At 59.9% G+C, this 26,051-nt stretch carries 28 protein-coding genes and 3 pseudogenes; 12 read left to right on the top strand and 19 right to left on the bottom strand.

Going from position 1 to position 26,051, the window contains the following annotated elements; translation table 11 throughout:
* Window positions 1-301 precede the first annotated feature (301 nt).
* Both ACW4PC_RS09290 and ACW4PC_RS09285 read left to right on the top strand, forming a co-directional pair.
* Window positions 302-1,771: a hypothetical protein gene (locus ACW4PC_RS09290; RefSeq protein WP_455873568.1), complete on the top strand. Its 1,470-nt coding sequence runs from the start codon at window positions 302-304 to the stop codon at window positions 1,769-1,771.
* A gap of 87 nt (window positions 1,772-1,858) precedes the next feature.
* On the top strand, window positions 1,859-2,386 hold the full coding sequence (locus tag ACW4PC_RS09285) for a 2'-5' RNA ligase family protein (RefSeq protein ID WP_455873567.1): 528 nt from the start codon (window positions 1,859-1,861) through the stop codon (window positions 2,384-2,386).
* Between the two features lie 94 nt (window positions 2,387-2,480).
* On the opposite strand, the gene ACW4PC_RS09280 is transcribed toward ACW4PC_RS09285, so the two are convergent.
* The 7 genes from ACW4PC_RS09280 to lgt all read right to left on the bottom strand — a co-directional run bounded on the left by ACW4PC_RS09280 (window position 2,481) and on the right by lgt (window position 9,055).
* Window positions 2,481-2,957, bottom strand: coding sequence for a Kazal-type serine protease inhibitor family protein (locus tag ACW4PC_RS09280; protein WP_455873654.1), 477 nt, complete (start codon window positions 2,955-2,957; stop codon window positions 2,481-2,483).
* Between the two features lie 119 nt (window positions 2,958-3,076).
* Window positions 3,077-4,009, bottom strand: a complete 933-nt coding sequence (locus tag ACW4PC_RS09275) for a ribose-phosphate pyrophosphokinase (protein WP_455873566.1) — start codon at window positions 4,007-4,009, stop codon at window positions 3,077-3,079.
* A gap of 105 nt (window positions 4,010-4,114) precedes the next feature.
* Window positions 4,115-4,936, bottom strand: coding sequence for a hypothetical protein (locus ACW4PC_RS09270; protein ID WP_455873565.1), 822 nt, complete (start codon window positions 4,934-4,936; stop codon window positions 4,115-4,117).
* A gap of 98 nt (window positions 4,937-5,034) precedes the next feature.
* Entirely contained in the window at window positions 5,035-6,186 is a 1,152-nt protein-coding gene (locus ACW4PC_RS09265; protein WP_455873564.1) for a M24 family metallopeptidase, read from the bottom strand.
* 4 nt (window positions 6,187-6,190) lie between these two features.
* Window positions 6,191-6,985, bottom strand: coding sequence for a peptidoglycan editing factor PgeF (gene pgeF, locus ACW4PC_RS09260; RefSeq protein ID WP_455873563.1), 795 nt, complete (start codon window positions 6,983-6,985; stop codon window positions 6,191-6,193).
* Between the two features lie 99 nt (window positions 6,986-7,084).
* Entirely contained in the window at window positions 7,085-8,185 is a 1,101-nt protein-coding gene (locus tag ACW4PC_RS09255; RefSeq protein ID WP_455873562.1) for a class I SAM-dependent methyltransferase, read from the bottom strand.
* A gap of 21 nt (window positions 8,186-8,206) precedes the next feature.
* Complete coding sequence (gene lgt, locus ACW4PC_RS09250) at window positions 8,207-9,055, bottom strand: prolipoprotein diacylglyceryl transferase (RefSeq protein WP_455873561.1); 849 nt, start codon at window positions 9,053-9,055, stop codon at window positions 8,207-8,209.
* A 193-nt stretch (window positions 9,056-9,248) separates the two neighbouring features.
* Between lgt and ACW4PC_RS09245 the strand changes: the two genes are divergently transcribed.
* The 4 genes from ACW4PC_RS09245 to ACW4PC_RS09230 all read left to right on the top strand — a co-directional run bounded on the left by ACW4PC_RS09245 (window position 9,249) and on the right by ACW4PC_RS09230 (window position 11,576).
* Window positions 9,249-9,509, top strand: a complete 261-nt coding sequence (locus ACW4PC_RS09245) for an accessory factor UbiK family protein (protein ID WP_022714228.1) — start codon at window positions 9,249-9,251, stop codon at window positions 9,507-9,509.
* Window positions 9,510-9,904: 395 nt separating this feature from the next.
* Complete coding sequence (locus ACW4PC_RS09240; protein WP_455873560.1) at window positions 9,905-10,405, top strand: YbjN domain-containing protein; 501 nt, start codon at window positions 9,905-9,907, stop codon at window positions 10,403-10,405.
* A gap of 1 nt (window position 10,406) precedes the next feature.
* Window positions 10,407-11,225 (top strand): pyrroline-5-carboxylate reductase, encoded by an 819-nt coding sequence (proC, locus tag ACW4PC_RS09235; protein WP_455873559.1) that lies wholly within the window; start codon window positions 10,407-10,409, stop codon window positions 11,223-11,225.
* Window positions 11,226-11,234: 9 nt separating this feature from the next.
* A complete protein-coding gene (locus ACW4PC_RS09230) occupies window positions 11,235-11,576 on the top strand; it encodes a tRNA-binding protein (protein ID WP_455873558.1) in 342 nt (113 codons plus the stop codon).
* A 379-nt stretch (window positions 11,577-11,955) separates the two neighbouring features.
* On the opposite strand, the gene ACW4PC_RS09225 is transcribed toward ACW4PC_RS09230, so the two are convergent.
* The 4 genes and pseudogenes from ACW4PC_RS09225 to ACW4PC_RS09210 form a co-directional block, all read right to left on the bottom strand.
* Window positions 11,956-12,537 carry a DUF1349 domain-containing protein gene (locus ACW4PC_RS09225; RefSeq protein WP_455873557.1) on the bottom strand — a complete coding sequence of 194 codons (582 nt, stop codon included), beginning with the start codon at window positions 12,535-12,537 and terminating at the stop codon, window positions 11,956-11,958.
* Window positions 12,538-12,544: 7 nt separating this feature from the next.
* The gene (locus ACW4PC_RS09220) at window positions 12,545-13,921 is read right to left on the bottom strand and encodes an ATP-binding protein (RefSeq protein ID WP_455873653.1); all 1,377 of its coding nucleotides are present in this window, start codon (window positions 13,919-13,921) and stop codon (window positions 12,545-12,547) included.
* A 28-nt stretch (window positions 13,922-13,949) separates the two neighbouring features.
* Window positions 13,950-14,648, bottom strand: a complete 699-nt coding sequence (locus ACW4PC_RS09215) for a response regulator (protein WP_455873556.1) — start codon at window positions 14,646-14,648, stop codon at window positions 13,950-13,952.
* A pseudogene (locus ACW4PC_RS09210) lies at window positions 14,649-15,093 on the bottom strand (MarR family winged helix-turn-helix transcriptional regulator).
* A gap of 296 nt (window positions 15,094-15,389) precedes the next feature.
* On the opposite strand from ACW4PC_RS09210, the gene ACW4PC_RS09205 reads away from it, so the two are divergent.
* Window positions 15,390-16,283 (top strand): branched-chain amino acid aminotransferase, encoded by an 894-nt coding sequence (locus ACW4PC_RS09205; protein ID WP_455873555.1) that lies wholly within the window; start codon window positions 15,390-15,392, stop codon window positions 16,281-16,283.
* A 155-nt stretch (window positions 16,284-16,438) separates the two neighbouring features.
* Here ACW4PC_RS09205 and ACW4PC_RS09200 read toward each other — a convergent pair whose 3' ends face one another.
* Window positions 16,439-17,056: a DUF1236 domain-containing protein gene (locus ACW4PC_RS09200; RefSeq protein ID WP_455873554.1), complete on the bottom strand. Its 618-nt coding sequence runs from the start codon at window positions 17,054-17,056 to the stop codon at window positions 16,439-16,441.
* Window positions 17,057-17,332: 276 nt separating this feature from the next.
* Between ACW4PC_RS09200 and ACW4PC_RS09195 the strand changes: the two genes are divergently transcribed.
* On the top strand, window positions 17,333-17,977 hold the full coding sequence (locus ACW4PC_RS09195; RefSeq protein ID WP_455873553.1) for an MBL fold metallo-hydrolase: 645 nt from the start codon (window positions 17,333-17,335) through the stop codon (window positions 17,975-17,977).
* 69 nt (window positions 17,978-18,046) lie between these two features.
* Here the strand turns inward: ACW4PC_RS09195 and ACW4PC_RS09190 are convergent, their stop codons facing one another.
* From ACW4PC_RS09190 to ACW4PC_RS09180, 3 genes are all read right to left on the bottom strand, one after another.
* Window positions 18,047-18,460, bottom strand: coding sequence for a BA14K family protein (locus ACW4PC_RS09190; RefSeq protein WP_455873552.1), 414 nt, complete (start codon window positions 18,458-18,460; stop codon window positions 18,047-18,049).
* Between the two features lie 146 nt (window positions 18,461-18,606).
* Entirely contained in the window at window positions 18,607-18,822 is a 216-nt protein-coding gene (locus ACW4PC_RS09185; protein WP_007534130.1) for a cold-shock protein, read from the bottom strand.
* Between the two features lie 481 nt (window positions 18,823-19,303).
* Complete coding sequence (locus ACW4PC_RS09180; protein ID WP_455873551.1) at window positions 19,304-20,194, bottom strand: DMT family transporter; 891 nt, start codon at window positions 20,192-20,194, stop codon at window positions 19,304-19,306.
* A 104-nt stretch (window positions 20,195-20,298) separates the two neighbouring features.
* On the opposite strand from ACW4PC_RS09180, the pseudogene ACW4PC_RS09175 reads away from it, so the two are divergent.
* Window positions 20,299-20,716: pseudogene (locus ACW4PC_RS09175) on the top strand (DUF3052 domain-containing protein).
* Here the strand turns inward: ACW4PC_RS09175 and ACW4PC_RS09170 are convergent.
* From ACW4PC_RS09170 to ACW4PC_RS09160, 3 genes are all read right to left on the bottom strand, one after another.
* Window positions 20,713-21,861: a PQQ-dependent sugar dehydrogenase gene (locus ACW4PC_RS09170; RefSeq protein ID WP_455873550.1), complete on the bottom strand. Its 1,149-nt coding sequence runs from the start codon at window positions 21,859-21,861 to the stop codon at window positions 20,713-20,715. The pseudogene ACW4PC_RS09175 and the gene ACW4PC_RS09170 sit on opposite strands and share 4 nt — an antisense overlap.
* A 62-nt stretch (window positions 21,862-21,923) precedes the next feature.
* Window positions 21,924-22,283 (bottom strand): hypothetical protein, encoded by a 360-nt coding sequence (locus tag ACW4PC_RS09165; protein WP_455873549.1) that lies wholly within the window; start codon window positions 22,281-22,283, stop codon window positions 21,924-21,926.
* Window positions 22,284-22,286: 3 nt separating this feature from the next.
* Window positions 22,287-22,661 carry a hypothetical protein gene (locus ACW4PC_RS09160; RefSeq protein ID WP_455873548.1) on the bottom strand — a complete coding sequence of 125 codons (375 nt, stop codon included), beginning with the start codon at window positions 22,659-22,661 and terminating at the stop codon, window positions 22,287-22,289.
* Between the two features lie 353 nt (window positions 22,662-23,014).
* Between ACW4PC_RS09160 and ACW4PC_RS09155 the strand changes: the two genes are divergently transcribed.
* The 3 genes and pseudogenes from ACW4PC_RS09155 to ACW4PC_RS09145 all read left to right on the top strand — a co-directional run bounded on the left by ACW4PC_RS09155 (window position 23,015) and on the right by ACW4PC_RS09145 (window position 25,096).
* The gene (locus tag ACW4PC_RS09155) at window positions 23,015-24,217 is read left to right on the top strand and encodes a pyridoxal phosphate-dependent aminotransferase (protein ID WP_455873547.1); all 1,203 of its coding nucleotides are present in this window, start codon (window positions 23,015-23,017) and stop codon (window positions 24,215-24,217) included.
* A gap of 253 nt (window positions 24,218-24,470) precedes the next feature.
* Window positions 24,471-24,587 (top strand): annotated as a pseudogene (locus ACW4PC_RS09150) (PIN domain nuclease); the annotation flags it as partial.
* Between the two features lie 224 nt (window positions 24,588-24,811).
* The gene (locus tag ACW4PC_RS09145) at window positions 24,812-25,096 is read left to right on the top strand and encodes a DUF2188 domain-containing protein (RefSeq protein WP_022714246.1); all 285 of its coding nucleotides are present in this window, start codon (window positions 24,812-24,814) and stop codon (window positions 25,094-25,096) included.
* A gap of 127 nt (window positions 25,097-25,223) precedes the next feature.
* Here ACW4PC_RS09145 and ACW4PC_RS09140 read toward each other — a convergent pair whose 3' ends face one another.
* Window positions 25,224-26,027 (bottom strand): aminoglycoside phosphotransferase family protein, encoded by an 804-nt coding sequence (locus ACW4PC_RS09140; protein ID WP_455873546.1) that lies wholly within the window; start codon window positions 26,025-26,027, stop codon window positions 25,224-25,226.
* Window positions 26,028-26,051: the final 24 nt, after the last annotated feature.

Below are 26,051 nucleotides of genomic sequence, written 5' to 3'. Positions count from 1 at the left end.
GCCTTCCTCATCCGCGTTGCCTCCAAGGGTGTCTGCGCGGACGCGTGCGCTATAGTATAAGTGAAGCGGAAACGCAAGGCGACGCGGCCCCTATATCTCGGGTTGCCGGTCAGTGCCAGGATACTGCGAAATAAAGGAATCCGACGCGGTAATACAATAGAGACAGGACCGGTATCAAATTCGGTTTCTAAATGTTGCGATTCAGCAGCTACAGGGCTTGCCTTTTCGGCAAGCCTGAGTTGACATCCGGCCGCGCACATTCTCACATGACCGCCGGTCGATGAGGCGGAGGAGCACATACATGCGGTACAGGCTGATGACGGCGACGAGCGCCGTTGTTCTCGGATTGATGACGGCGGGCCATGCGGCTGAGATCGACCGCGATGGTGCAAACGCCATTCGCGACCATCTCAACAGCCTGCTGCCCGAAGACATTGCCAAGAGCGGCGTCGTCGCCGTCAATCCGGCCGGTGCGCGCTACGAGATCATCTACGACCTGGCCAAGCTGCTTTCCAAGGTCAACCCGGCCGATTTCGCGATCAACGGCCTGAAACCGATTTCGATGTTCGCCACGCCGCAGGACAACGGACTCTGGAATGTCGAAGGCGACAACAGCCTGAACGTTTCCGGACATTTCAAGGGACCGGACCAGAAGCGCACCGATTTCACCTATTCGATCGCCTCAATGGTCTATACCTCGGTCTTCGATCCGGCGATCAGCTATTTCCGCTCCGGCGATTTCAGCGCCAAGGATATCAAAGTCACGACCGCGACCGATACCGAACAGGTCAATGCCAGCTTCGGCGACATGAAATACAAGCTTACCTCCGCTGTTGGCGCTTCCGCCGACAGGACGGACTTTGCGGCGAACGGCACTTTGACAGCGTTTGCCGAGCAGGTGAGCGGGAAGGAAATGCCGCCGCTCCAGATCACTGCCGATACCATCGATTTCGACGCCAAGGTCAACAGCCTGCCGGCGAAGCAGTTGAGAGACATTGTCGTCTTCGCAGTCGACCATGCCGAGGAAAAGCAGATGAGCAAGGAGAGCGAGGAAAAGCTGAAGGACATGCTGCGCGACGCTTTTCCGCTGATCTCTTCGCTCGAGGAAACCATCACCCTCAACAATCTTGCAGTGACGAGTGCTGCGGGCGGAGGCGGCGCCAAGAGCTTCGGCTACCGCCTGGCTGTAAATGGGCCGAGCAATGCAACGCAGCTTGGCGTTGCATTGAATGCTGCCGACGTCACATTTGACAGCCCGATGGTTCCTGCCGCCTATTCCGCCTTTCTGCCTCAGGCAGTCGATGTGCAGTTCGCCATCCCGGATATGGATTTTGCGGCGTTCGGTGATGAATTCATGAAACTTGATCTCACCAAACCGCCGGAGGGCGGGGAGGACGCAGGCAAGAAGGCCGTGGAGCGGCTTTTCCGCGATGGCAGGTTTGTGATCGACTTTTCGAAGGTTAGCGCCAAGTCCGGCGTCTACGACATCGACATATCCGCCAAGGTCGAGAGCCGCATCGATGCGGGCAAGGACGACTATGCGCTGCAGGCATCCATTCTGGCGCGCGACTACGACAAGACCATCGCGGCGGTTCAGGAGCTTGCCAAGACCAATCCCGAGCTCAATCAGGCGTCCTTCGGAATGCTGATGGTCAAGGGTTTCGCCAAGACAGATCCGGACGGCCGGCAGCGCTGGGACGTGACGGTCATCCCCGATGGCACGGTGACCGTCAATGGCCAGCAGCTCAAGGGGCCGGATAAGCAGGAATGATTTTGCTGAGCATCAGGCGACAATGATTGTCACGGCAGCTCTGGGCGCCTAAAAGTGGCCGACAATGGCGCTGAAGGCGTTTAGCGCATGCCTCATGCGATAAGTCTGAAATGCTTAAACGAGACCGCATCGCCAATAGTCGAGCTTTGGCAGGAAACGTCCGCGTTCGAACCTGCTCCTTCGATGAAGGCCCTAGACTATCCTCCGCATGTGACCTTAGCGGTGTATGACGATTTTGTGCCCACCGATGTGCTGTCCAGAATTTTTGGCGCTCAATCGGCAATACCCGTGACTTTTTCGGGTATTCGCTATTTTCAAAACGAATTCCTAGTGTTGTGGGCGCGTCCTTTATCGAATGACCGGCTGCTGCAACTTCACGCGGCCGTCCATCGTGAAATAGACCCGGCGTTCTGTCGCGAGCACTATCGCCCCGGTCGCTGGGTGCCTCATTGCACGATCGCAATGAAGATCCCCGGGTCCATGTTCGAGCCCGCCATCAAGTGGGCATCCGAAACAGAGGCACAATTCTCCGTTATATTCGATGCGTTGGATATTGTGCGGTTTGTGCCAGTCGAGGTCTTGAGCGAAGTCAAGTTGACACATGACAGCACGTGACCGCACACAGCCGCCTTTCCAAACCGCTTTGGCACAGTCGGGCTAGGCGGCCGGTCCTTTGGGCCAACATCATCGCCGGCATCGGCGCCGATGATCAGAAGCGGCACTCGCCGCCGCTGATGATCCGGAAGCCTGCATTGCCTGCCTCGCAGGGGTTCGGGAAGGTCTGTGTCTGACGGCCGCGCTGACCGCAGACCGGTGCGTATTCGCGCGTGCAGATGCCGCCCGGGCGTTCCGGACGGTCAGGTCTGTCCGGGCGATCCGGCCAGTCGGGGCGCCCGGGACGATCCGGCTCGGGGCGCGCAAAGGGCGGCGGTGCGTGGCGGCATTCGCCGCGGCCGACGATCATGAAGCCGCTGTTGCGGGCCTGGCAGGCATTTCCGAAGGTTTGAAGCCGGCGGCCGCGTTCGCCGCAGACCGGCGCATATTCCATGGTGCACATTTGCTGCTGCGGCGGCCACGGGCGGGGCGGCGGGCGCGATGGACCGGGATCGACCTCTACCGTGCAGGCGGAAAGCAGTGGAATAAGCGCGAGAATCGCAAAGCGCTTCGAGCCAACTGAACATTTCATATTGATTGCCGTCATATGGCTTCCTAAGCAAATCACTTTGCGTGAGACTAGCCGAAAGCGGGCTGCCGAAGAAGACGAAAAATACAACCTTGCCTATCTTTTGCTGACAGGGAAAACTCTCAGTCGAAGAGACTGGAAACAAATTCTTCCTGGCTGGTGCGGTTGATCGCTTCGCCGATAAGGGTTGCGGTCGTGATGACGCGGATATTGTGGGCCGACTGGACGGCGGTGGTCGGCTGGATCGAGTCGGTGATCACCAGCTCGCGCAGCTTCGACGAGGTAATGCGGGTGACCGCGCCCCCGGAAAGAACGCCGTGCGTGATGTAGGCGGTGACGCTTGCCGCACCTTGGGCCAGCAACGCATCTGCGGCGTTGCAAAGCGTGCCGCCGGAATCGACGATGTCGTCAATCAGCAGGCAATCCTTGCCTTCGACGTCGCCGATGATGTTCATGACTTCGGATTCACCTGGGCGGTCACGGCGCTTGTCCACGATCGCCAGAAGACAGTCGAGGCGTTTGGCAAGCGAACGGGCGCGGACGACGCCGCCGACGTCCGGCGAAACGACCATGACGTTGCTGATGTCGTAATTGGCCTTGATATCGCGCGTCAGAACCGGAACGGCGTAGAGGTTGTCCGTCGGGATGTCGAAGAATCCCTGAATCTGGCCGGCATGCAGGTCGAGCGTCAGAACGCGGTCGGCACCGGCCTCGGTGATGAGGTTGGCGACCAGCTTCGCGGAGATCGGCGTGCGCCCTGAGGCGCGGCGATCCTGGCGGGCATAGCCGAAATAGGGAAGAACTGCCGTGATGCGGCGCGCGGACGAACGGCGCATCGCATCGATCATGATCAGCAGTTCCATCAGATGATCGTTCGTCGGAAAGGAGGTCGACTGGACGACAAAGACGTCTTCGCCGCGGACGTTTTCCTGGATTTCGACGAAGATTTCCTGATCGGCAAATCTTCTGACGCTGGCCTTGCCTAGGGGCACATTGAGATAGGTGCAGATCGCTTCGGCGAGATGCCGGTTCGAATTGCCTGCGAAAACCTTCATTTTGGCCCGCCTGTTGTCTGCTGATAGCCGCGCTTTTTAGCCAGCTTGCTTCCGAATGCAAGCGCAAAGGCGCCACAGGCTTTGATATTTGTAAAAAGCCTGTTGCTAACCGGCGCGCGTCTGCCGCCAGGAATTGAACTCGATGATCGTTTTCGTGGCGATCTGCTGCATGACGGAGGCAGGAACGCCGACCCAGGGATCCTGTGCCGCGGAAGGCACCTTTTCCTGTCCCTGGATGCGGTGCAGGCGGGCGCCGCTGCCGTCGAGGATATCCCAGACGTAAACGACGGTCACGTTGCCTTCGTCGGTAAAGGCCGAGAGGTAACCCTTCAGGATATAGTCGCTGCTGGCGTCGTTCGAACTCTTGATCGAGAGACCGTGCGAGCGCGCCTCGGCTCCAAGCTGGCGGGAAAGCGGCGTCACCGCTTGGACGGGAGCACCGATAATCGGCAGGAAGCGAACGGTGTTGCCGCCGATTGCGGACGAGGCGGCAGGATCGATGGCTGCGACCCGTTTCTGCTGGCGGGCAGGGGCCAGATTGCCCATGTCTTCTTCTTCCGCCTGCGCGTTGGAAACCGGTTCGGCAAGCGTCCGGCCTTCGACAGGCTGCGAAGCTGCGGGCGAGGATCCGCGCCGGGCAAGCGCGTCGGCCTGCTCCTGCATTGTCGTCGGCGGCGCGCCGGGGCCGGATCTGTAAGTCTGATTGTTGTATGCCGGGTGATAGCCGGCCTGCCTGGATTCGCCAGCAAAGGCTCGCGGAGGCTCTGAGCCTGCCATGCGCTCGACTTCGCGCTGGGTGACGGGTGAGGAGCGGCCAAACGATGAGTCGCCAATATCGACTTGTGGCGTCAGCGCATCGGTGGTGTTGCAAGCGGAAAGCGCGGCCAGGCAGGCAAGGAGCATCGGCGCAGTCTGAGCTCGCGTCATCGCTGTCGTCGTCCTTCCCACATTCGCATCAGCCCGCCTGATTTATGGGGGCGGAGGCTGTCCGCTGTCAATTCCGGATTCTTGCCGGTGATTGCCCGTCATGCGCCGATGAAATCGAGCGAGTGGCGGGAAAGCGTCCGCGGTGCATCCGTCGTCGTCAGGTAGGTCTGGCCAAGCGTCATGGCCGTTCCGGTGTCGGAATCGGCGATGATCATGTGCACGAAGAGCGACATGTTCGGCTCGATCGGCTGCGGATTGCCGACATGGAACATCTGATGTTCCATCCAGGACGGCGAGAAGCGGGCGCCGAGGGAATAGCCGCAGGCGTTCAGCCGATGCCGGGCAAGCCCGCGCTCGTCCATGATCTTCGCATGCATGTCGAAAACGTCGCCGAAGGTGTGCCCCGGTTTCAGCACGGTTTCGATCGCCTGCAGGTTTTCCAGGCAGGCGTTATAGAGTTCGCGGTGGCGGTGCGTCGGCTCGCCGATGACGATCGTGCGCATCATGGCGGCGTGATAGTGAGCATAGGTGCCCGCCCATTCGAGCGTAAGCTGGTCGTTTGCATCGAGCTTGCGGCGGCCGGCCTTGTAGCGGCAGAGCAGGGCGTCCGTGCCGGAACCGATGATATATTCGTTGGCGGGGTAGTCTCCGCCACCGGAAAAGACCGCACCCTGCATGGCGGCAAGGATGTCCGCCTCGTCGGCGCCGGACTTGGTCAGCCCGATCGCGGCATCCAGAGCATCGTCTGCAAGGGCTGCGGCACGCTCGACATAGACCACCTCCGCTGGGCTTTTCACGAGGCGCAAGCGGCTGACGAGATAGGAGGCATCGACGATCTGGCCGAAGGTGGAAAGCTGGGCGTCGAGCAGGCGGGCGATTCGCCCGGTCATGCCGTGGGTGTCGTATTCGACGCCGATGCGCGCACCCAGCAGGTCCATATCGACCAGCAGGTTCCTGAGGTCGAGCGTCGGGTCGGCATTGACGCGGTCGACCCAGATGTGGATGTCTTCAAGGATCGACGTGTGCTTGGCCTGACGAAGGTCCGCAGAGCGGGTAATCAGCGACATCGTGCCATCGGCCTTGACCACCAGCGTCTGGAAGAAGCAGTAGCCGAACGTGTCGTAGCCCGTCAGCCAGTACATGCTTTCCTGCGCGAAGAGCAGGACGGCATCGAGCTTTTCCGCGCGCATCTGGTCGGTAAGGCGCGTGAGGCGGCTTGCGAATTCGGCTGTTTCGAAATGCAGTGCCATTCGGTCAAATCTCCCTGATGCTGATCGCTGAAATCTGGCGGCCGTAGTCCGGCTCCTTATTATGTGTGGTGCGCCGGTACGAGAAAAAGCGCTCGCTGTCCGGATAGGTGCAAATGCCAAGGCTTTCGGCACGCACACCCGCCTTCAGCAGCCGGTCGATGGTCAGCGCCGGAAGGTCGAACATCGCATGGCCTGACGTCTTCGAAGGAATGAAATAGCGCTCGTAAGACGAATCCTGTGTGACGAAGCGCTCGACGAATTCCGGGCCGACCTCATAGCTTGTCTGGCTGATCGAGGGGCCGAGGCAGGCGATGATGGTCCGGCGCTTCGCTCCAAGTCTTTCCATCGCTGCAACGGTGTTTTCCAGAACGCCGGTCAGTGCGCCTTTCCATCCGGCATGTGCGGCGCCGATCACCCGGTTTTCCGGGTCGGCGAAAAGGATCGGGCCGCAGTCGGCTGCAAGAACGCCGAGGACGATGCCAGGCGTTGCCGTGACCAGCGCATCGGCTTCGGGGCGCGTGCCGTCATAGCTGCTGTCGACGGTGACCGCATCTGGCGAATGAACCTGATGGACTGTCGCGAGCCTTTCCAAGGGCTGGCTGAACCAGGCGGCAACGCGACGGCGGTTCTCCATCACCTTTGCGCGGTCGTCGTTCGAGCCAAGCCCGACATTCAGGCCGCGATAGAGCCCTTCCGAAACCCCGCCCGCCCGTGTGAAATAGCCGTGGCGGATCGCTTCGCCGGCCGCTTCGTTCAACAGCGCGCTTTCGATCGGTGCGGGAGAGGCCGCGTCTTGCATCAGTGATTCCGGGGTGTTTGAACGGCGCCATTGTCCGCCGGTCCGCCCGGCGAAGCATTCTTGATTGCGCCGGATGTTGGCCCAGGGCCGCGCGTCCTGTCAATCCACCGGGCGGAACGGCATGAGATCGACGGCCGGATAGGAGACGGCCATCGCCTTGAAAAGCTCGCCCATCCGGCCCTCGCCGGAGCCGGCCAGCCGGTCCACCGCGCTCTGGATGATCTGCTGGGTGCGCGGTTCACGATCGCGGCCGAGAGCGGCGGCGCGCTCTAGAATGCCGAGGCCGATCAGGAAATCCCCCTGGTGCAACGCGCCGTTGAGATGCAGCCCGGCGCCGACAGCGGTCTTCGCAAGGTCTTCGAAATCCACATGGCTCGTCAGGTCCGCTTCGCCGGGATGGGCAAGCGGCGGATCGAACTCGTGCATGCGCACGGCCTGTAGCGTATCGCCGAAGCCGGTGACGAGATGGCCGTAATCGATCGCCAGCGCCGTGCCGCCGAAAGCCTTCAGACGATCGCAGATCGTCATCATCACAGCCTCTCGGGCCGGCGAAATCTCGAAGAGCGTGCCGGCCGGCGCGGCCTCCGGTTTTTCAGGCAGCAGTGCCGGATCGATGCCGGCGATCCCGGCGGCGAATGTCAGCTCGCCATCGATATCGAGGCCAACCATGCGCTCACGAAAGCCGGTCGGCGTCTTGATGAATTGGCGGATTGGAATGGCGTCGAATAGCTCGTTTGCCGCAATCAGTGTGAAGCCCGGCGGCACTTCCTCGAAATCGGCATGCCAGCTGATCTTGCCCTCATGTGCGTCAAGCGTCTGCTGCTGGATACCGCGCAGGCGCTCGCTCGTTTCGACGAGATGAACCGTCATATTCTCGAAAAGCGGCGTGGCGAGACGCTCGATGACACGCAGCATGTCGGCCATCATCGTCCCGCGACCGGGGCCGATTTCAACGAGGCGCACGCCTGCCGGCGCGCCATGGCGCTGCCAGGCATGCACGACGAAGACCCCGATCATTTCGCCGAAGAGCTGGCTGACTTCGGGCGCAGTGACAAAATCGCCGGACCGGCCAAAGGGCTCGCGGGTGCGATAGTAGCCGTATTCCGGATCAGCGAGGCAGAGCGAAAAATAATCCGTGACGCTGATCGGCCCGTTCGCCTGAATGATCGACTTTATCTTTTCACCGAGTGCGGTCGTCATGATCCTACCGTCCTGACAGGCTCAATGCTGCAAAGCGGCCTGGCGGCGGGCACGCGCCATCGCCCAGATGCCGAGCAGGAGCATCGGGAAGGAAAGGACCATGCCCATGGTCAGCCAGTTCGTGCCGAGCAGGTAACCAAGCTGCGCATCCGGCTCGCGGAAGAACTCGACGAATATGCGTGACAGCGCGTAGCCGCAGACGAAGAGACCGGTAACGAGCCCCGGTGATTTCAGCGCCCGGAAACCGTAGACGACAAGACCAAGGGAAAGCAGCAGCACGATGCCTTCGAGGCCTGCTTCGTAGAGCTGGCTCGGATGCCGCGCAAAAGGCCCGCCGGTCGGGAAAACGACTGCCCAGGGCACATCCGTAAGCCGCCCCCAAAGCTCGCCGTTGATGAAGTTTGCAATGCGGCCGAAGAATAGGCCGATCGGCACCACGGTAGCGACGATGTCGAAAAGGCTCCAGACCGGAACGCCGTTCTTGCGCGAAAAGAGGATCATGGCGATCGTCGTGCCGATGGTTCCGCCGTGGAAGGACATGCCGCCATTCCAGATCTCGATGGCACGGAGCGGGCTTTCGATCACGGCCGGCAGATCGTAGAAAAAGATGTAGCCGATGCGACCGCCGAGAACGATGCCGAGGGCTGCCCAGACGATGAAGTCGTCGATCTGCGCCTTGGTGATCGGCGAGGTATTGCCCGGCCAAAGCGCATCATTGCCGGCGATCTGCCGGGCATAGAGCCATCCGAGCATGATGCCTGCGACATAGGCGAGACCGTACCAGTGAACAGCCAGAGGGCCGATCGCAAAGGCGATCGGATCGATATCCGGAAAGGGCATGATCGAAAGAAGATTGGCTGCAGTCGGCAAGGTTTTTCCACCCGTTGATGTGCGCGGAACATGGCGTTGCGATACGAAGCGGTCAAGTCGATTGTGAGGCAGAGCAATGCCCGAAGCGGCTTATCCAGAGCAAAGCGCTTGCATCCTTAACAGCAAAGCCCTACCTCACTCCTTAGGGCTTCGGGCCCATCAAAATCATGTGGTGGGAAGGAGAAAAGCCGCCATGACCAGTGGAACAAACCGCATCATGGATGAATTCGCCAAGCTGATGACGGATGCAGCGGGCGCTGCCCAGGGTGTGCGCAAGGAAATCGAGACTGCCTTCAACGCTCAGGCCGAACGCTGGCTGAACACCATGGATGTGGTCAAGCGCGAGGAATTCGAGGCCGTCCGCGAAATGGCGATCAAGGCGCGGGACGAGAACGAAGCGCTGCTTGCCCGAGTCGCCGCGCTCGAAGCGAAGCTAGCTGCAAAAACGAAGTAAATCCCATTCAGGCACAGGGTACGGTGTGGCGCGTAAGCGGCACGCCGCCTCATCGACAAAAAAATCAGGTGTCCTTTTCCACCTGTGGACACTGCCAAAAAAGCCAATACGCAGAGTCGTTTACAACCTCCTTTTGAAATCAAATTCCGAAGCGCTGTCCACAGTGCCTTTCCGGAAATGACCGGAGAGGGGCTGGCTTGTCACCGGGGGCGTTATACACTGATTTTAAATGATGATTCGAAGCGGACATTGGTAAGCTCCGGGCAGGTTCACTGCGTTAGGTCTGGCAGCGGTTCAACGAACATCCGAGTGGTGGTTCCGGTATTTGCGTGTGTCTTTTCTTGTGTTCGTAAACCCAAGTTCAGTCGCATTCATTCCGGTCAAGAAGGTGCTGCATGAGCCTTATGGAATTGGAATTCGAGCGTCAGTCGAACCCGGTCGATATGATCGAGTACGTCGCCGCCAATAACGACTGGTCGTTTGAGCGGTCGGGCGAGGACGAGATCGCAATGACGGTCGAGGGGAAGTGGGCCGATTACCACGTTTCCTTCTCCTGGATGGAGGAATTCGAAGCGCTGCATCTCGGCTGCGCGTTCGACATCAAGGTTCCAGAAGCTCGCGTCAATGAGGTCACCAAGCTTTTGGCGGCGATCAACGGGCAGGTTCTGATGGGTCATTTCGATCTGTGGCGGCAGGAAGACGTGATCATTTTCCGGCAGTCGCTGCTTCTGGCGGGCGGTGCCGAGCCAACGAACCGTCAGGTGGAAGTTTTGCTTTCCAGCGCGCTCGATACCTGCGAAGCTTATTTTCAGGCGTTCCAGTTCGTCATCTGGTCCGGCCTGGATGCCGCCAAGGCCATGGAAGCAGTCCTCTTCGAAACGGTCGGCGAAGCGTAAAATGTCACCATCGTCTTCCGATACAGTCGTTCTCGTCGGCGCCGGCAATATGGGCGGTGCGATGCTCTCCGGCTGGCTGAAGAACGGAGTTCCGGGATCCTCCGTTGTCGTGATCGATCCGGGTCCGTCGCCTGCGATGATGAAGGTGATCGGCGATGCGGGCGCGACGCATGCCTCAACCGTTCCCGCCGGCCTGAAAGCGGATGTCATCTTCCTCGCAGTGAAGCCGCAGGTGATGGAAACAGTCCTGCCACCGGTGAAAAGCGCCGTCGGATCCAAGACGGTGGTCGTTTCGGTGGCTGCCGGCAAGACGCTGGCTTTCCTCGAAAAGCATCTCGGCGAAGCCGCCATGGTCCGCGCCATGCCAAATACGCCCGCCATGATCGGCCGCGGTGTCACCGGTGCCTTCGCCAATTCGCGCGTCAGCGCTGGGCAGCGCGATCGCGTTCATTCGCTTCTTCGCGTCTCGGGTCCTGTCGAGTGGGTTTCGGCTGAATTGGATATCGATGCCGTGACGGCATTATCAGGCAGCGGCCCGGCCTATGTGTTCTATCTCGTCGAGTGTATGGCAGAAGCAGGCCGTAAACTTGGCCTGCCGGCGGACCTTGCCATGCGCCTTGCACGGGAAACTGTCGCGGGGGCTGGTGAACTCCTACACCAGTCCCCCGACGATGCCTCGAAGCTTCGCCAGAACGTAACGTCGCCGGGCGGCACGACGGCTGCGGCCCTTTCAGTGCTTATGTCAGAAAAGGGCATGCAGCCGCTGTTCGACGAGGCTCTTGCGGCTGCGCGCGCGCGTGCCGAAGAGCTTGCCGGTTGAGGATGCGCGATGGCTGAAGAAATCACCTACGCCGATTTCGAGCGTGTGGACATTCGTGCTGGCACGATCATCGAGGCCCAGCCCTTTCCGGAAGCCCGAAAGCCGGCCGTCAAGCTGCTGATCGATTTCGGCTCGGAAATCGGCGTCAAGAAATCCTCGGCGCAGATCACTGTTCACTACACGCTGGAAAACCTCGTCGGCCGCCAGGTTCTCGGGGTGGTAAATTTCCCGCCGCGCCAGATCGGATCGTTCCGCTCGGAAGTGCTGACGCTCGGCTTCGAAGACGAAGCGGGTGCGATCGTTCTTGCTGCAACCGACAAGCCGGTGTTGAACGGCAGGAAGCTGATGTAATCCGAGCTTCGGTTCATTTGGCATGCCAGATGTTATCTATACAATACGGGCATGACCAAAGCGACTTGGAGCGTTGAGAAAAAACAATCAGCTGAAGGCTCGCCCGGTCGCCGAACATGCTTTGAACAGTCGTTGCAGCGATCGAAAACGGCGGGCTTTTGGATGGCGTCGGTCATCCCAAAGGTCGTCTGCCTCTCCTGCGGACAGGCAGACCATGCCGAGGTTAACGCGGCGGTCAACATCCTTGCGGCCGGAACACGGCCATCGAAGGCGGTTAAACCCGTCTCCCGAGAACGCGAAAGGGCGACCTGAGCCGCCCCTGAAAATCCTCGTCCTTTCGGGTGGGGAAGATGTTAAAAAACGTATCGTGCTGATGTGATCAGTGAATGTCGCGCGAGACCGGATCAGTCAGCGTGAAATCATGAAAGATGGCTTCGAAGCCAGAGCGCTGCGGCGAGCAGAATGCCGGGCCAACCATAACCTCCTCAATCGACGGATCGAACCAGGCGAGGCGCGCCATGCGCCATTCGCTGATCCGGTCGGTCCGGTACTGAATGAAAATTGCGTCCTTGTTGCGGGTCACGCGCAGGAAGAGCAGCTCGAATTCGTGCTCGATGCGAAAGGCTGACCAATCGGAATTGCTATTGGTCACGACGGTGCTGAAGTGCTTTGCCCCGTCGGTATATTCGATTCCGCATTTCATCCAGTGCGCTGAACCTGCTCGGACCATCAGGCCGGCCTGGTCGTACAGCTCTTGATAGCGTCCGGAAAATGTCACTTCCGCCGTGAAATCGCCCTTGCGCCGGCGATAGAGAAAATGGCCGTCGTCACGGTGGAACCCGTAATAGGTACCTTGCCAGAAGTCCGTCTTGTCGCCCGATCGGACATGCAATGCACCCTCGTGAAGCTCCGCCAAGGGCGGAGGATTGAGCCAGGTCATTTCTTTCCCGTCGATTGCCATCTGGAATTCACGCGGGGATGCGGATGGTGGCGCGGAGACCGCCGAGCGGGCTGTCGCCGAGCGTGACATTGCCGCCATGGCTGCGGGCGATATCGCGCGCGATCGCAAGGCCGAGCCCGGTGCCGGAATCGTCCAGATTGCGTGCTTCATCCAGACGGAAGAAGGGCTTGAAGACATCCTCGCGGTTCTTTTCGGGAATGCCGGGGCCATCGTCGTCGAAATTCAGCGTCAGCCATTTTGCGCCGTGCTTCGCTTCGATGTTCAGCGTATTCGCATAGCGGCGGGCGTTGGATGCGAGGTTGGTCACCAGGCGCGTAAATGCGTTCGGCCGGACCGAAATCTTGACTTCGCCTTCGATCGAATAGGTGAAGTGCTTTTCGTGCAGAGCAAAGTCCGTTGCGATCTTTCCGAGCAGTTCGGTAAGCTTCAGTTCTCCGACATCCTCCTCGATCTCGCTGCGCGCAAAGGCCATGTAGGCTTCGAGCATCGACTGCATGTCGTTGACGTCCTCATTCAGTCCTTGCAGTTCCGGGCTATTGCCGGCAAGGGCAAGCTGCAGCTTGAAGCGCGTGAGCACCGTGCGTAGGTCGTGACTGACGCCGGTCAGCATTGCTGTTCGCTGTTCGATCTGCCGTTCGATGCGTTCGCGCATCAGGATGAAGGCAAGACCCGCGCGCCTGACCTCGTCGGCGCCGCGCGGATAGAAGTCATCGTGTTTGTGTCCCTTGCCGAAGCTTTCGGCGGCTTGCGCGAGCGTCAGGATCGGCCGAATCTGACCGCGCAGAAAGAGGATCGACACGCCGATGAGCACGAGAGAAGCGCCGACCATCCAGACGATGAAAATGTGCGTGTTCGACGCATAGGTCTGGTTGCGCTTGGTCAAAACGCGCAGAATCTTGTCGTCGAGCTTTATACGGATTTCGACGAGGCTCGAATCTCCCACCGTGTCGATCCAGAAGGGTCGTTTGATCTGGTCGCTGATCTCATCGCTCAGGATGCCGTCGAGGATGGAGAAGAACGGCTTTTCGCGCGGCGGCGGCAGATCTCCGTCAGGCTCGATCGAAATCTGCAGGTTCAACTGCTCGCGGGCGATGCGCGTTGCCTCGCTATAGTCCGTATCCTGCGGATAGGTTTCGATGATCTGGATGATCGCCGCAATATCGCGGGTGACGGCCATCGACAAGCGTTGCGTCACCATCTGCCAGTGACGCTCCATGAAGACCGCGGCGACGACGGACTGCAGCAGCACCATGGGAATGATAATGATCAGCAGCGAACGGACGTAGAGACCGGTCGGCAGGTGGCGGCGCAGCCAGCGGCCGACCCCTTTCCATCCGGAGGCTGGCGATCGTTCTTCGCGGCGCAGGGAGTCGAAAGTTACCATCACGGTCGCGATCCTGACGTTGAGGCCATCAATCGATGCTCAGCCTGTATCCTATACCACGAACCGTCTGGAGCCAGACAGGATTTGCAGGGTCGTCCTCGATCTTGCGGCGGAGGCGATTGATCTGCACGTCGATCGTGCGCTCGCCGACGTCGACGTCGTTGCCGATGAGCTCGTGCCGCGGAATGGTGTCGCCAGCGCGCTTGGCAAAAAGCAGCATGATTTCCTGCTCGCGGTCGGTGAGGCGGATCACTTCCGTCGCCTTCTTCAATTCCTTTCGGGTGAGCGAGAAAGTGTATGGGCCGAACATGATCTGCTCGATCTTCGGCGCGTCCGAGGTGTTGCGGCGCAGGATATTATTGACGCGCAGCACCAGTTCGCGCGGATCGAAAGGCTTCGAGAGATAATCGTCGGCGCCGGCTTCAAGGCCCGCAATGCGATTGTCGGATTCCGCAAGCGCTGTGAGCATGATGATCGGCACGTTCTTAATGGCGCGCAGGCCGCGCGTCACGTCGATGCCGGATTCGCCCGGCATCATCACATCCATGATGATGAGATCGAAGTCGAGCCCGGCGAGCTTGCGTTGCGCCTCGGCACCATCGGCAGCCACGGTCACCCGGAAGCCGTTCTCCGTCAGGTAACGGTTCAAAAGAGCGCGGATTCGGGTGTCGTCATCGACCACCAGTAGATGCGCCGCGTCATCAGAAATGATTGTCTTCCCCGCCATTCAATCCGCTTTCGTTGTTTGCCTGTCCCTCATACCCCTCAGAAATGCCTTTACGCTTTCGCGCACGTCCCGGAGCGGCACCGTCGAATGCTCTCTCAATGCGGCGCGATTGCGGCTCCGCCAGAGCGAGCGCGAGTTCGCGCCCGGTCTTGGTCGGATAAAGCTTACGCTGGCGCCGGTCTTCAGGCCCCGCAACCTGACGAATATACCCCGAATCGATCAGTTGTTTGAGCACTCGAGCGAGGCTCTGTTTGGTAATTTTCAATGTATCCAAAAGATCGGCAACGGTCATGCCCGGTTCACGGTTAACGAAATGCACTACCCGATGATGAGCCCGGCCGAACCCGCTCTTTTCGAGGATCGCATCAGGATCAGAGACGAAATCGCGATAGGCGAAAAAGAAGAGCTCGATGATCTCGAAATCGATGATGCCGGTGTCTTCCATCGGTGCGGCCAATGGTTCGGCTTTGGTTACTTTCGAGCTGGTCTGTCGTGCCGCCACGTCATTTCCTTTCTCGTTCTGCGGGCCCCGGGAAACTTTAGCAAAGATATGTCAGCTTTGTTGACACAATTTTACGCCGCTGTTAGCTTCCCCGGACTTTGCGGAGGCGGGACGTTCATTCGAAACCGGCCCGTCTTTCCTCCCCATACAACGCATATTTTTCCCCACTGCGTAGTGGATAAAACGTAATATGGGCAACAATCAACAGGCATGGCGTGCGGGCGCCGGAGGATAAGAGAATGGCTTCAGTTCCCTTCGACCAGCTGGATGGCGAAATCTGGTTCAACGGCGAATTCGTGCCGTGGAAGGACGCGAAGGTTCACGTGCTGACGCATGGTCTGCATTATGCCAGCGCGGTCTTCGAGGGCGAGCGCGCCTATGGCGGCCGCGTTTTCAAGCTGACGGAGCATAATCAGCGTCTTCACAACTCAGCTGAAATCCTTGGATTCAAGGTGCCTTACTCGGTCGAGGAACTCGATGCGGCAACTATCGAACTGCTGAAGCGCCAAGGTTTTTCCGAGGCCTATGTGCGCCCGATCGCCTGGCGCGGTAGCGAAATGATGGGGATTTCGGCGCAGTCGAACCGCATCAATGTCGCGATCGCCATCTGGCAGTGGGGCAGCTACTTCAATCCCGCCGAAAAGCTTAAGGGTATCCGCCTCGATATCGCCGAATATCGCCGCCCCGACCCGAAGACGGCGCCGTCTTCGTCGAAGGCCGCCGGCCTCTACATGATCTGCACCATCTCCAAGCATGCCGCGGAGGCCAAGGGCTATGCGGATGCGATGATGCTCGATTACCGCGGCCAGGTCGCCGAAGCGACGGGCGCCAACATCTTCTTCGTCAAGGACGGCGTCATCCATACGCCGCTTCCCGACTGCTTCCTTAACGGCATTACGCGCCAGACGGTGATCGAACTCGCCAAGCGCCGCGGCTATCCGGTCGTCGAGCGGGCAATCCAGCCGGAAGAGCTTTCGGGCTTCAGCGAATGCTTCTTGACGGGCTCCGCTGCGGAAGTGACGCCGGTCTCCGAGATCGGACCTTATAAGTTCACGCCGGCGACGATCTCCGAGACGCTGATGAACGACTACATGAAGGAGGTTTATCCGGGGGCGTCTATCGCGGCCGAGTAACCGCCCCGCGCCGCTCCTGCGACCGATTGCGATTGTATCATGTCGAGGAGGGAAGGGGCGCCAAAAGCAACCCATGTGCGAGGTTCGGTACGGAAGAAAGCTGCGGGCAACTCTAACGGAATGAGGCGATCCAACGACCGCCTCACACTGCACGCTTATTGATAGACATAGACGATGCGGCGGGTGCCGGGATCGACGAGCACAGGCCGGTCATTGATGCGCACATAGCGGTATTCGTAGTCGGGAATCTCCTGGAAGGTCACGGTATCCGGAACCTCGGCACCCACGACGACATCGCCGCCCAACTGAACCGTCTGCGTCGGCGTGGTTTCGATATAGGTGCGGACCGTCTCCGGTGGCGTTATCGCTTCCACGGAGCCGACAGGGCCAAGCAGTTCATCGCCGGGCGCGGGCTGCGGATCGGCGGGCACGACGGTTGCGGTCAACTCATAAGTCACAGACGGGACGCCAAGAACGGCCTCGTTCTCTTCGACGATCATCGCGTTGCCTTGGTGCTCGACCTGCAGGTATTCAGCATAGACCCAGCCGCGCATGCCGTTAACATCGACGCGGCACCAGCGGCTGCCCTGGATGCAGCCATCCAAGATGGCCGCAGAGCCGCGCGTTGCGACGCCGACGGAGGGATATTGCGGGCCAGGCCCGGAACGCACGTTGAGGTCGTTGATGGCCGTCGCGCTCATTTCCGCATGGGCAAGGCCAGCGCTCGCGGCGAGCACGGCACCTGCCAGGAAAAGATTTCTCGTGAAGGTCATTCTGTTTCTCCTTGCTTTAGCTGGAATGAAACGCTTCGTTCACCATCTAGTTCCGCCGCTTGACCGCGCGGGCTGAAATCTGGATTCATCTTAGAATCGCAACGTATTGAAATTTAATGATAAAGATCGATAGCGCCCGAACATTTCAGAAGCGATGAACTGTTGTTACGATGCGTCTTGAAGGCGTGAGGCAAGGGCAATGCCCACCAAAAAGCGGCTGGCTTTGATGACCTTTCCGGCTATATCGGAAGCAGGCAGAGACAAGCGAGGCATATCATGGGCATGCTCCAGGCCGGCATCATTCCGGTGACACCCTTCCAGCAGAACTGCACGGTTCTCTTCGATCCGGACACGAAGGAGGGCGTAGTCGTCGATCCGGGCGGCGATGTGCCGGTCATTCTCAAAGCGCTTAGGGAGAACAGCCTGACCATCAAAGAGATCTGGCTGACGCACGGGCATCTCGACCACGCGGGTGGCGCGAAAGAACTGAAGGAAGCGCTCGGCGTGGAAATCATCGGTCCGCACGAGGACGATCGGCCATTGCTGGACCGGATCGAGATGCAGGCGCGGCAATACGGCATCACCGGTCTTCACAACGTCGTGCCGGACCGCTGGCTGAAGGATGGCGACAGGATTTCCTTCGGTAGCCACGAGTTTGAAGTCTATCACACACCCGGCCACGCGCCCGGCCACGTCATCTATTTCAATCGCGCTCAGAACTTCGCCCATCTCGGCGACGTACTCTTCAACGGCTCGATCGGCCGAACCGATTTGCCGGGTGGCAATCACCAGCAGCTGCTGGGTTCGATTCGCGACAAGGTACTGCCCCTCGGAGATGATGTCGGCTTCATCTGCGGGCATGGCCCTGGCAGCCGCATCGGCGACGAGCGACGCGGTAACCCGTTCCTCAGGGGTATCTGATCTCGACAGACGACCAAAACAAAAGCGCCGCCCGATAAGCGGCGCTTTGCGTTTGAAATGGTCCGCGGATCAGCCTGCGGTGCAGAAGTGCTCGCGGCCGTCGTTGCCGACGAAGGTGCCGCTTCTCGGATCGAAGCTTCGGTAGCGGTAAGAGCAGTAGCGCTCCCACTGCGGCGTCCAGGGCTCGATATCAGCGCGGACAGGGGCGTAGTAACGCGGCGGTGCGCGGTAAACCGGCACGGCTTCATATTCCGGCTCATAGGGCGGATCGATATAGCGCGGCTCTTCATAATAGCGCGGCTGATTGGCGATGGCCGAGCCGACGATCAGGCCGGTTGCGAGACCGACGGCGCCGCCGACAACCGCTGCGTCGCCATTGTGATGGCTATGCCAGCGGTCACGGGCGGATGCTTCGCCAATTACAGAAAGGGTGAGGGCTGCGGCAGTAGCGGTTAGAAGAAATGTCTTGGCGAGCCTGTTCATGATCATATCCTGTTCTTGGAACCCCGTGAGCGGTTCCTGCACCGTGATGATGACAACATAGTGGCGGCTATCTGAACGGACGCTGAATGACAAAACCCGGCATAGCTGCCGGGCCTCAACTCGAATTCGACGGCCTTGTGGAGGCCTCAGCCCGCAATCTGCAGATTGACGGCCTTGGGGCCCTTGCCGCGACGATCCGGCTCCGTGTCGAAGCTGACCTTCTGATTTTCCGTCAGGCCGGCAAGGCCGGACGCCTGAACGGCGGAAATGTGAACAAAGATGTCGGCGCCACCCTTGTCCGGCTTGATGAATCCGAAGCCTTTGTCGGTATTGAAGAATTTTACAGTGCCAGTCTCGGCCATGCGTCAGGTCCTTTTCTCTCTGCCCGCCATCCACACGGGCAGCATCAACTATGTCCCTTGCGGGGCGTTGGCAGGCAATTCTTGAAATTCGAGAAAAAGGTCCCCTCTACCTCGGCCTGTCTCATGACGGGATTATTCCCCATCTTGGCGAGACCGGCTGACCGGAATATTAGCGTTTCCGGCGCGCACATACTTAAGGACTTCCCATGCTCGCAAAATGCCCGAACGCCGTGAGATTGCTGCGATTAAGGGGAATTGGCAAGCAAAAGTTTTTTAACGTGTTATCGAAAGCACATTCAAATCGGCTATCCTATTTGCGTCAAAACGCAAAATTTCGCTCGCAGTCCACGTATGATTAAGGTTTTGTATTGCTTGCAATATAAGTTGAGAGCAGTTTTTCCCAAAAATGCAATGATAGCGCGTCCTGGACGCGCGCTAAATTTTTTCCAGAATTGCCGTCCAACCGGGAAAAAACCATACCTCAAGCGGGCTGGCTGCGCCTTTTTCCGATTTCCGGTACCAATTCGACCACAAGCATAGCGATAAACATCAGCGCACAGCCTGCATAGCCGAGCGACGGCATCGTCTCTCCAAGCAGCAGGGCGCCGAGTGCCGAGCCGAAGAGCGCTTCGGAGGAGAGGAAGATGGCGGCTTGCGACGGCGTGGTGTAGCGCTGGCCGATCACCTGCAGCACGAAAGCGACGCCCGAAGAGAAGACGCCGACATAGAGGATCTCCGGTGCCGCGCCCAAGATCGCCTCCATGCTGATAGGCTCGACAATTGCGGCCACGAAGAGCGCGGCGACCGCCGTCACGGCGAATTGGGCTGCCGACAGCGTAAGCGGCCTTCCCGTCTCGCAGACCGTGGTGCCGGCGAGCGTGATCTGTATCGCCCAGAACGCGGCACAGACGACTGTCAGGCCGTCGCCCGTGGTCAACGCGGAAAGATGCCCGCCGGACAGCATGTAGATACCGGCGACGGCCATGATGGCAGCCGGCCAGATGATCCAGTGCGGCGGTCGGCGCAGGAAGGCGACTGCGATCAGCGGCACGAAGACAACATAGAGCCCGGTGATGAAGCTGGAGTTCGTCACGGTCGTCGTCTGAAGCCCGATCTGTTGCGTCGAAGCGCCGCCGAAAAGGGCAAGGCCGATCAAGATATAACGCCCCAGATGGCGGCGCGTCGTCTTGACACTGGTTTTGCGCACTTCAAGGAACAGGAAAGGCAGGACGGCGACGGTCGCGACTGCAAAACGCAATCCTATGAACCAGAACGGACCGATTGCCTTCATGGCCGTCGACTGCGCGACGAAGCCGCCGCCCCAGATGGCGGCAGCAAGCAATAGAAGGAGGTTCGCCTGGACGCGCGTCATATCAGTCCTCGATGTGGGGCAGGCTGTATCGCGGACGGTTACCAGTTGCATTTCGTTTGGGCAAGGGCGAAGAAGGGCTCGTTCCGAGTGCCGAGATTGCGTGCATGGCCGAAAGAATGACCGCTGGTTACTCCGGAACTCCGCTTGCCAAAAAGCTCGGCCTGACGGACGGGCAGGCGGCCTTGCTGATCGGCGTGCCCGACGCCATCGGCGAGATCGGCGGCTTTGCTGGCTTCTCGCGCGTTGATGATGCGCCCGAAGACGGCACATGTTTTGACTACAGACATGTCTTCGAAGCCAAGCGAGTTGCCCTGGAAGGCATGCCAGGTCACCTTTTGAGGGCCTTGAAGCCTGACGGCATGCTCTGGATATCCGGCCGAAGAAGGCAGTGCGCCTGCCGACGACGATAACTGAGGATGTGCTGCGGGAAATCCTGCTTCCGATCGGTCTCGTGGACGTTACGTCGATGCCGTCTGGTCCGGCCTGAACTTCGTGATCCGCAAGGAACTGCGCAGTGCCTAGCCGTTCTGGCGGTCGGAGCGCGAGACACGCAGCAGTGCGCCATCGGCCTCGTCCGTGACTATCAAGAGCGCACCGTCCGGAGCAACGACAACATCCCGCAGGCGGCCGTAGTCACCCTCGAAAATCTGCTCCCCTGCAACGAAGGTACCGTTTTTATCGCGTTGCATGCGGGAGAGCAGTTGAAATTTGAGTGCTGCGACAAGGAAGTCGCCGTCCCACTCCGGAAACATTTTGCCGCGATAGATGGCGAGCGCGCCTGGCGCGATCGACGGATCCCAATAATGCAGCGGCTGTTCCAGTCCTTTCTTGGCCCTGCCTTCGCCGATCTTTGAGCCGGAGTAATTGCGTCCATAGCTGATGATCGGCCAGCCGTAGTTCTTGCCGGGTTCAATGACATTGATTTCGTCGCCCCCGCGCGCGCCGTGCTCGACGGTGTAGAGTTTGCCGTCGGCAATGTCGAAGGTGATGCCCTGCGGGTTGCGATGGCCTTTCGACCAAATTTCCGGAAGCGCCTTTCCGCTGTCCTTGAACGGGTTATCCGCAGGGATGCTGCCATCGGCATTGATATGCACGATCGAGCCGGCATCATCCTTCCAGTCCTGCGAGCGGTTCCGGTTGCCGCGGTCGCCGATGCTGATAAAGAGACTACCATCGACCGCGATGGCGATGCGCGATCCGTATTGGATACTGCCGCCGCTGAACTGCTTCATCGTGAAGATCGTCTTCACGTTCTCGAGTTTGCTGCCGTCGGTGGCAAGCGTCGCGCTGAAGGCTTCGGTTCCCGAGCCTCTTCGATTGGCGGTCGATGCCGTGAAATAGATCGTGCGGCTCGTCGCAAAATCGGGCGCAAGTGCCACGTCCATCAAGCCGCCCTGGCCACGGGCGCGGACGTCCGGCACGCCTCCGATCGGATCTGAAAGCGTGCCGTCCCTGACGATCCGCATCCGCCCAGGCCGTTCGGTCACCAGATAGGCGCCGTCAGGCAGCACTTCCACAGCCCAGGGATGCTCCAGCCCTTCCGCCAAGGTTTCGACGCTGACTGCGACCTTTTCGGTCTCGACCCTGTCTGCCGCCGCGGCAAAGCCAGGTGCGAAGACCGGCGCGCCGAAAAGCAGCGAAGCGGCGAATGTTCTGGCGATAGTCATGTGGCGTTTCCCGTCGCTTTCATCCGCTTTCAACGTGGAGCGGAGGGCAGAGCGCTTCAACCTTAATGCGGCGCGGATAACGGCTTTGTGTTTTGAGATTGAATCGAGGCGGTCGGCGTCGTGTCCACCAGCTCGGGTCCCGCGAAGGCGCGCTGCAGCAGGACCTGCGCGACGGCAGCCTTTCCCTTGATGTAGAAGCCGTCGCTCATCAGCGCGATGCCATAAAGGGCAAGCCCGGCGATGCCGAGTGCAATCATTCGCTCGACCGTCGAAAAGCGCGAGAAAAAGAAGCCGTTCTCACGCTGCTTCGCCCCATCATGGGCTGTGGCCGCCGCGGTCGCCATGGCCAGTTCGAGGTAGGAGGGAAGCGGTTCGAACCCGTACGCATCCTGATGCCGGTTTCCGTTGCGGGGACTTGACATCGTTTACCGGGTCCTCGTGGTCATTAGGCGCTTGATACGCCGGCGCCATACTGCAAGTGCGCCCGCAGCGGTCAGGGCGAAAAGCAGCATGGTCAGCCCGCGCATGATCTGCCCGTCGGCGCGTGTCGTTATCCGCGGCGGCTTCGCCGAAGCCGCAGGCCGAGCGGTCGCTTCGGTTGCCGACGGCACCGGCGCGGCGACGGAGCCGGTTGTTTGCTCGGTCTTCTGCAGCTGCGGCATCCCGTCGGCGCGAGCTGTCGAAATGACCCCGAATGCCATCATCGTCGAAGCGGCGACAACGCCTGCTGCAATTAAAAAAGAAAGCGAAACCCGGCGGGCGCGAAGCCGCGCTGCGGCTCGCTCGTCCTCCAGAAACATTGGCATACCCTCAACAACCAATTGCGGAGCGCTAAAGATGAGGCTTAGATCCCGGCAGGCTCGCGACGGAATTGCGGCATGCCGTGTCATTTGTTGCGGCATAATCATGGCAAAGGCCGAATCCGGCGAAGTTTTTGATTCCAGGGATGAAATCCGCATCTCATTCAGACAATGATTCAAGTTCTTTGCAAAGTGATTCATACTTCGGCCGCCGCGCCCGGCAATTGATCAATAAGAATCATTGGCACCATTGCGCCTTTGCGCTTGAAATGCCGCCGCACATTGGACATAGAGCTAACCGCAGAACTCCGGTCCCGGCCTTCTGCCCGTTTCAACCGTATAGGACCGATATCATGGCCTTTCTTGCCGATGCTCTTTCCCGTGTGAAGCCTTCAGCCACCATCGCCGTCTCCCAGAAAGCGCGTGAGCTGAAAGCAAAGGGGCGCGATGTGATCGGCCTCGGCGCCGGCGAGCCGGACTTCGATACGCCGGACAATATCAAGAAGGCCGCCATCGACGCGATCAATCGCGGCGAGACGAAGTACACGCCGGTTTCCGGCATCCCGGAACTGCGCAAGGCGATCGCCGCGAAATTCAAGCGCGAGAACGGCCTGGAATATTCCTGGGAGCAGACGATCGTCGGCACCGGCGGCAAGCAGATCCTGTTCAACGCCTTCATGGCGACGCTGAATCCGGGCGATGAGGTCGTCATTCCGGCTCCCTACTGGGTGTCCTACCCGGAGATGGTGGCGCTTTGCGGCGGCACACCTGCAATCGTCTCGACCACGCAGGAAAACAACTTCAAGCTCCAGGCAGCGGATCTCGACAAGGCGATCACGCCGAAGACCAAGTGGTTCGTCTTCAACTCGCCGTCGAACCCGTCAGGTGCCGCCTATACGCAATCCGAACTCAAGGCTCTGACCGACGTGCTGCTCAAGCATCCGCATGTCTGGGTGCTGACCGACGACATGTACGAGCACCTGACCTATGGCGACTTCAAGTTCGTCACGCCGGTCGAAGTCGAGCCGAAGCTCTATGACCGCACGCTGACGATGAACGGGGTCTCCAAGGCCTATGCGATGACTGGCTGGCGCATTGGCTACGCGGCCGGCCCGCTTGAGCTCATCAAGGCGATGGACATGGTCCAGGGGCAGCAGACCTCGGGTGCGACGTCGATTGCCCAGTGGGCCGCCGTCGAGGCGCTGAACGGGACGCAGGATTTCATCCCGGCGAACAAGAAGATCTTCGAAGGCCGCCGCGATCTGGTGGTTTCTATGCTGAACCAGGCCAAAGGCATCACCTGCCCGTCGCCGGAGGGCGCCTTCTACGTCTACCCGTCCTGCGCCGGCCTGATCGGCAAAACCGCGCCTTCGGGCAAGGCCATCGAGACCGACGAAGATTTCGTTTCTGAGCTGCTCGAAAGTGAAGGCGTCGCCGTCGTGCACGGCTCGGCCTTCGGCCTCGGCCCGAACTTCCGCATTTCCTATGCGACCTCGGAAGCTCTGCTCGAGGAAGCCTGCAAGCGCATCCAGCGCTTCTGCGCCGCCTGCAAGTAAGGCAGTTGGCAGCATTGAAGAAAGGCCCGTCAGCGATGGCGGGCCTTTCCCTTTTCATTCGATCGTTGACGGTGTGGCTGCGCATGCATTTGATGTATGAATACCTCGATCCGAATCGCGAGAACGGCCAGACTGAGCTTGCCCCGTGAGGTCGAGGAAGGGAACGCGATTGTCGTAACGCGAAAGGCCGTCCGGTCTTCGATCTCGTCCCGCATAAGCCGCGCGGGGGCGAGCCTGACAACTTCGATGATCCCCTGCCAGAGGCGGTCCCTTCGACCGCCTTCTGCTCGCCCAATGCCAAGTCGAAGGACTGCAGCTTGTGACGATCGACCGGGCTCTGGCAGGTTATCCGCCGGCCCTGAAATTCTGATTCCGTTCTTCGACAGCCGATGATCTTCCCCATCAGGCAGCGCGACCGCGGGGCGAATTTGCAGTCTTGTGCATTTAATGGAATACTGCCGATATTGGTCAGCCGGAAGCAATCGCGGCGTGCCTCGTAATTCTCGCCTTGCCGCGCGCGATGGAACCGGATGCAGTCCGGCGACCTTCGGCTGATTGCCGACAGATCGGGTAACGAGAAAAGAGGAGAGGTGCATGATCAAGGTGGTTTACGAGGTCGTTCCCCATGACGGCGGCTGGGCCTACCGGCTGGGAGAAGTCTATTCCGAAGCATTCCCGTCGCATGCCGAAGCGCTGGAGGCAGCCCGCATCGTTGCGGCCGAACAGCAGGTCGGCGGCGATTCCGCCGAGATCAGCTGGCAGGACGAGAAAGGCAAATGGCATGAGGAATATGCCGAAGGCGGCGACCGGCCGGAGACGGAAGTCGTCGATACCAAATGGAAGGGTGGCGGTTCCGCCGATGTCTCTCCGCGTGCCTGAGCCGAGCGCTCGTTCGACGACAATGTTGATGAAGCCGCTTTTCCGCGGCGTTCAAGCGCAGGCTCTTGCGCGTGGCACGATCTGCCGCATGAAGAAAACATCCTCTGACCTTTATTGAAGGAAGCCGCTAGGCTTGCCGCAACTCCGCCAGAGCGTTGCGCGCGACGGCAAGCGGGCTCTCTGCCGACGTATTCATGTTGTCACCGAGGAACCAAGCCGCCGACAGGCCGGAATAGGCAGCAATCCATTGCAGCAGGCGTTTGGGCTCCATGCCGGTTTCGGCACAAACGATCCGGAGCTGGCGCTGGAGGCGCCCCGGCACGCTGATGGCCGGAAGGTCTTCATTGGCGAAAGTATTGGCATAGTCGAAGCCGCGTTCGCCGATCAGGCCTTTCGGGTCGATCGCAAGCCACCCATCTTCTTCGAAATCGAGAATGTTGCTGTGGTGAACGTCGCCGTGCAACACGACCGGATCGCGCGGATCGCAAAGCAGCGTCTCGGCGATAGCACTGCATTCGGGAAGGATGCCGCCATAAGCTCTCGCTGCAGGCGCCAGTTCCCGGAACCAGCGGCGCAGCGGAATGAGGCCGGGCAGGGGCTTTTGCCGCGGTGCGTGCAGTCTTTCGACGGTGCGGCAGATGATCCGGCTTGCCTCATCGTCTTCGCCATCCATCGCCATCTTCAGCAGCGAGCGACCGCCCGTCGCCCGTTCGAGCAGAACAGCTTCGTCATCATGAGCATAGACCTTGGCGGCACCGCCGCCGTCCCACCAGTGCATCAACGCACCGCCGGCCCTTTCGGCCTCGTCACGAGACTTCTTGAGCATTGCCGGTTTGCCGTTCCAACGGACGGGTAGGAGGTGACTGGAATGGGTGATGATCGGTTCACCGTCGGGCGCCAGCGACCAGCGGTCGAGATGGGATTCGAACATGGCCGCATTCTAACGGCAGGAGTT

Source organism: Rhizobium yanglingense (genome assembly GCF_977109285.1).
This window is presented reverse-complemented; position numbering and strand designations above follow the sequence as displayed.

What these genes read in the sequence shown, in the direction of transcription:
- ACW4PC_RS09290 (WP_455873568.1), top strand. Translation starts at nt 302, where the DNA reads ATGCGGTACAGGCTGATGACGGCGACGAGCGCCGTTGTTCTCGGATTG.
- ACW4PC_RS09285 (WP_455873567.1), top strand. Translation starts at nt 1,859, where the DNA reads ATGCCTCATGCGATAAGTCTGAAATGCTTAAACGAGACCGCATCGCCA.
- ACW4PC_RS09280 (WP_455873654.1), bottom strand. Translation starts at nt 2,957, where the DNA reads ATGAAATGTTCAGTTGGCTCGAAGCGCTTTGCGATTCTCGCGCTTATT.
- ACW4PC_RS09275 (WP_455873566.1), bottom strand. Translation starts at nt 4,009, where the DNA reads ATGAAGGTTTTCGCAGGCAATTCGAACCGGCATCTCGCCGAAGCGATC.
- ACW4PC_RS09270 (WP_455873565.1), bottom strand. Translation starts at nt 4,936, where the DNA reads ATGACGCGAGCTCAGACTGCGCCGATGCTCCTTGCCTGCCTGGCCGCG.
- ACW4PC_RS09265 (WP_455873564.1), bottom strand. Translation starts at nt 6,186, where the DNA reads ATGGCACTGCATTTCGAAACAGCCGAATTCGCAAGCCGCCTCACGCGC.
- pgeF (WP_455873563.1), bottom strand. Translation starts at nt 6,985, where the DNA reads ATGCAAGACGCGGCCTCTCCCGCACCGATCGAAAGCGCGCTGTTGAAC.
- ACW4PC_RS09255 (WP_455873562.1), bottom strand. Translation starts at nt 8,185, where the DNA reads ATGACGACCGCACTCGGTGAAAAGATAAAGTCGATCATTCAGGCGAAC.
- ACW4PC_RS09245 (WP_022714228.1), top strand. Translation starts at nt 9,249, where the DNA reads ATGACCAGTGGAACAAACCGCATCATGGATGAATTCGCCAAGCTGATG.
- ACW4PC_RS09240 (WP_455873560.1), top strand. Translation starts at nt 9,905, where the DNA reads ATGAGCCTTATGGAATTGGAATTCGAGCGTCAGTCGAACCCGGTCGAT.
- proC (WP_455873559.1), top strand. Translation starts at nt 10,407, where the DNA reads ATGTCACCATCGTCTTCCGATACAGTCGTTCTCGTCGGCGCCGGCAAT.
- ACW4PC_RS09230 (WP_455873558.1), top strand. Translation starts at nt 11,235, where the DNA reads ATGGCTGAAGAAATCACCTACGCCGATTTCGAGCGTGTGGACATTCGT.
- ACW4PC_RS09225 (WP_455873557.1), bottom strand. Translation starts at nt 12,537, where the DNA reads ATGGCAATCGACGGGAAAGAAATGACCTGGCTCAATCCTCCGCCCTTG.
- ACW4PC_RS09220 (WP_455873653.1), bottom strand. Translation starts at nt 13,921, where the DNA reads ATGGTAACTTTCGACTCCCTGCGCCGCGAAGAACGATCGCCAGCCTCC.
- ACW4PC_RS09215 (WP_455873556.1), bottom strand. Translation starts at nt 14,648, where the DNA reads ATGGCGGGGAAGACAATCATTTCTGATGACGCGGCGCATCTACTGGTG.
- ACW4PC_RS09205 (WP_455873555.1), top strand. Translation starts at nt 15,390, where the DNA reads ATGGCTTCAGTTCCCTTCGACCAGCTGGATGGCGAAATCTGGTTCAAC.
- ACW4PC_RS09200 (WP_455873554.1), bottom strand. Translation starts at nt 17,056, where the DNA reads ATGACCTTCACGAGAAATCTTTTCCTGGCAGGTGCCGTGCTCGCCGCG.
- ACW4PC_RS09195 (WP_455873553.1), top strand. Translation starts at nt 17,333, where the DNA reads ATGGGCATGCTCCAGGCCGGCATCATTCCGGTGACACCCTTCCAGCAG.
- ACW4PC_RS09190 (WP_455873552.1), bottom strand. Translation starts at nt 18,460, where the DNA reads ATGAACAGGCTCGCCAAGACATTTCTTCTAACCGCTACTGCCGCAGCC.
- ACW4PC_RS09185 (WP_007534130.1), bottom strand. Translation starts at nt 18,822, where the DNA reads ATGGCCGAGACTGGCACTGTAAAATTCTTCAATACCGACAAAGGCTTC.
- ACW4PC_RS09180 (WP_455873551.1), bottom strand. Translation starts at nt 20,194, where the DNA reads ATGACGCGCGTCCAGGCGAACCTCCTTCTATTGCTTGCTGCCGCCATC.
- ACW4PC_RS09170 (WP_455873550.1), bottom strand. Translation starts at nt 21,861, where the DNA reads ATGACTATCGCCAGAACATTCGCCGCTTCGCTGCTTTTCGGCGCGCCG.
- ACW4PC_RS09165 (WP_455873549.1), bottom strand. Translation starts at nt 22,283, where the DNA reads ATGTCAAGTCCCCGCAACGGAAACCGGCATCAGGATGCGTACGGGTTC.
- ACW4PC_RS09160 (WP_455873548.1), bottom strand. Translation starts at nt 22,661, where the DNA reads ATGTTTCTGGAGGACGAGCGAGCCGCAGCGCGGCTTCGCGCCCGCCGG.
- ACW4PC_RS09155 (WP_455873547.1), top strand. Translation starts at nt 23,015, where the DNA reads ATGGCCTTTCTTGCCGATGCTCTTTCCCGTGTGAAGCCTTCAGCCACC.
- ACW4PC_RS09145 (WP_022714246.1), top strand. Translation starts at nt 24,812, where the DNA reads ATGATCAAGGTGGTTTACGAGGTCGTTCCCCATGACGGCGGCTGGGCC.
- ACW4PC_RS09140 (WP_455873546.1), bottom strand. Translation starts at nt 26,027, where the DNA reads ATGTTCGAATCCCATCTCGACCGCTGGTCGCTGGCGCCCGACGGTGAA.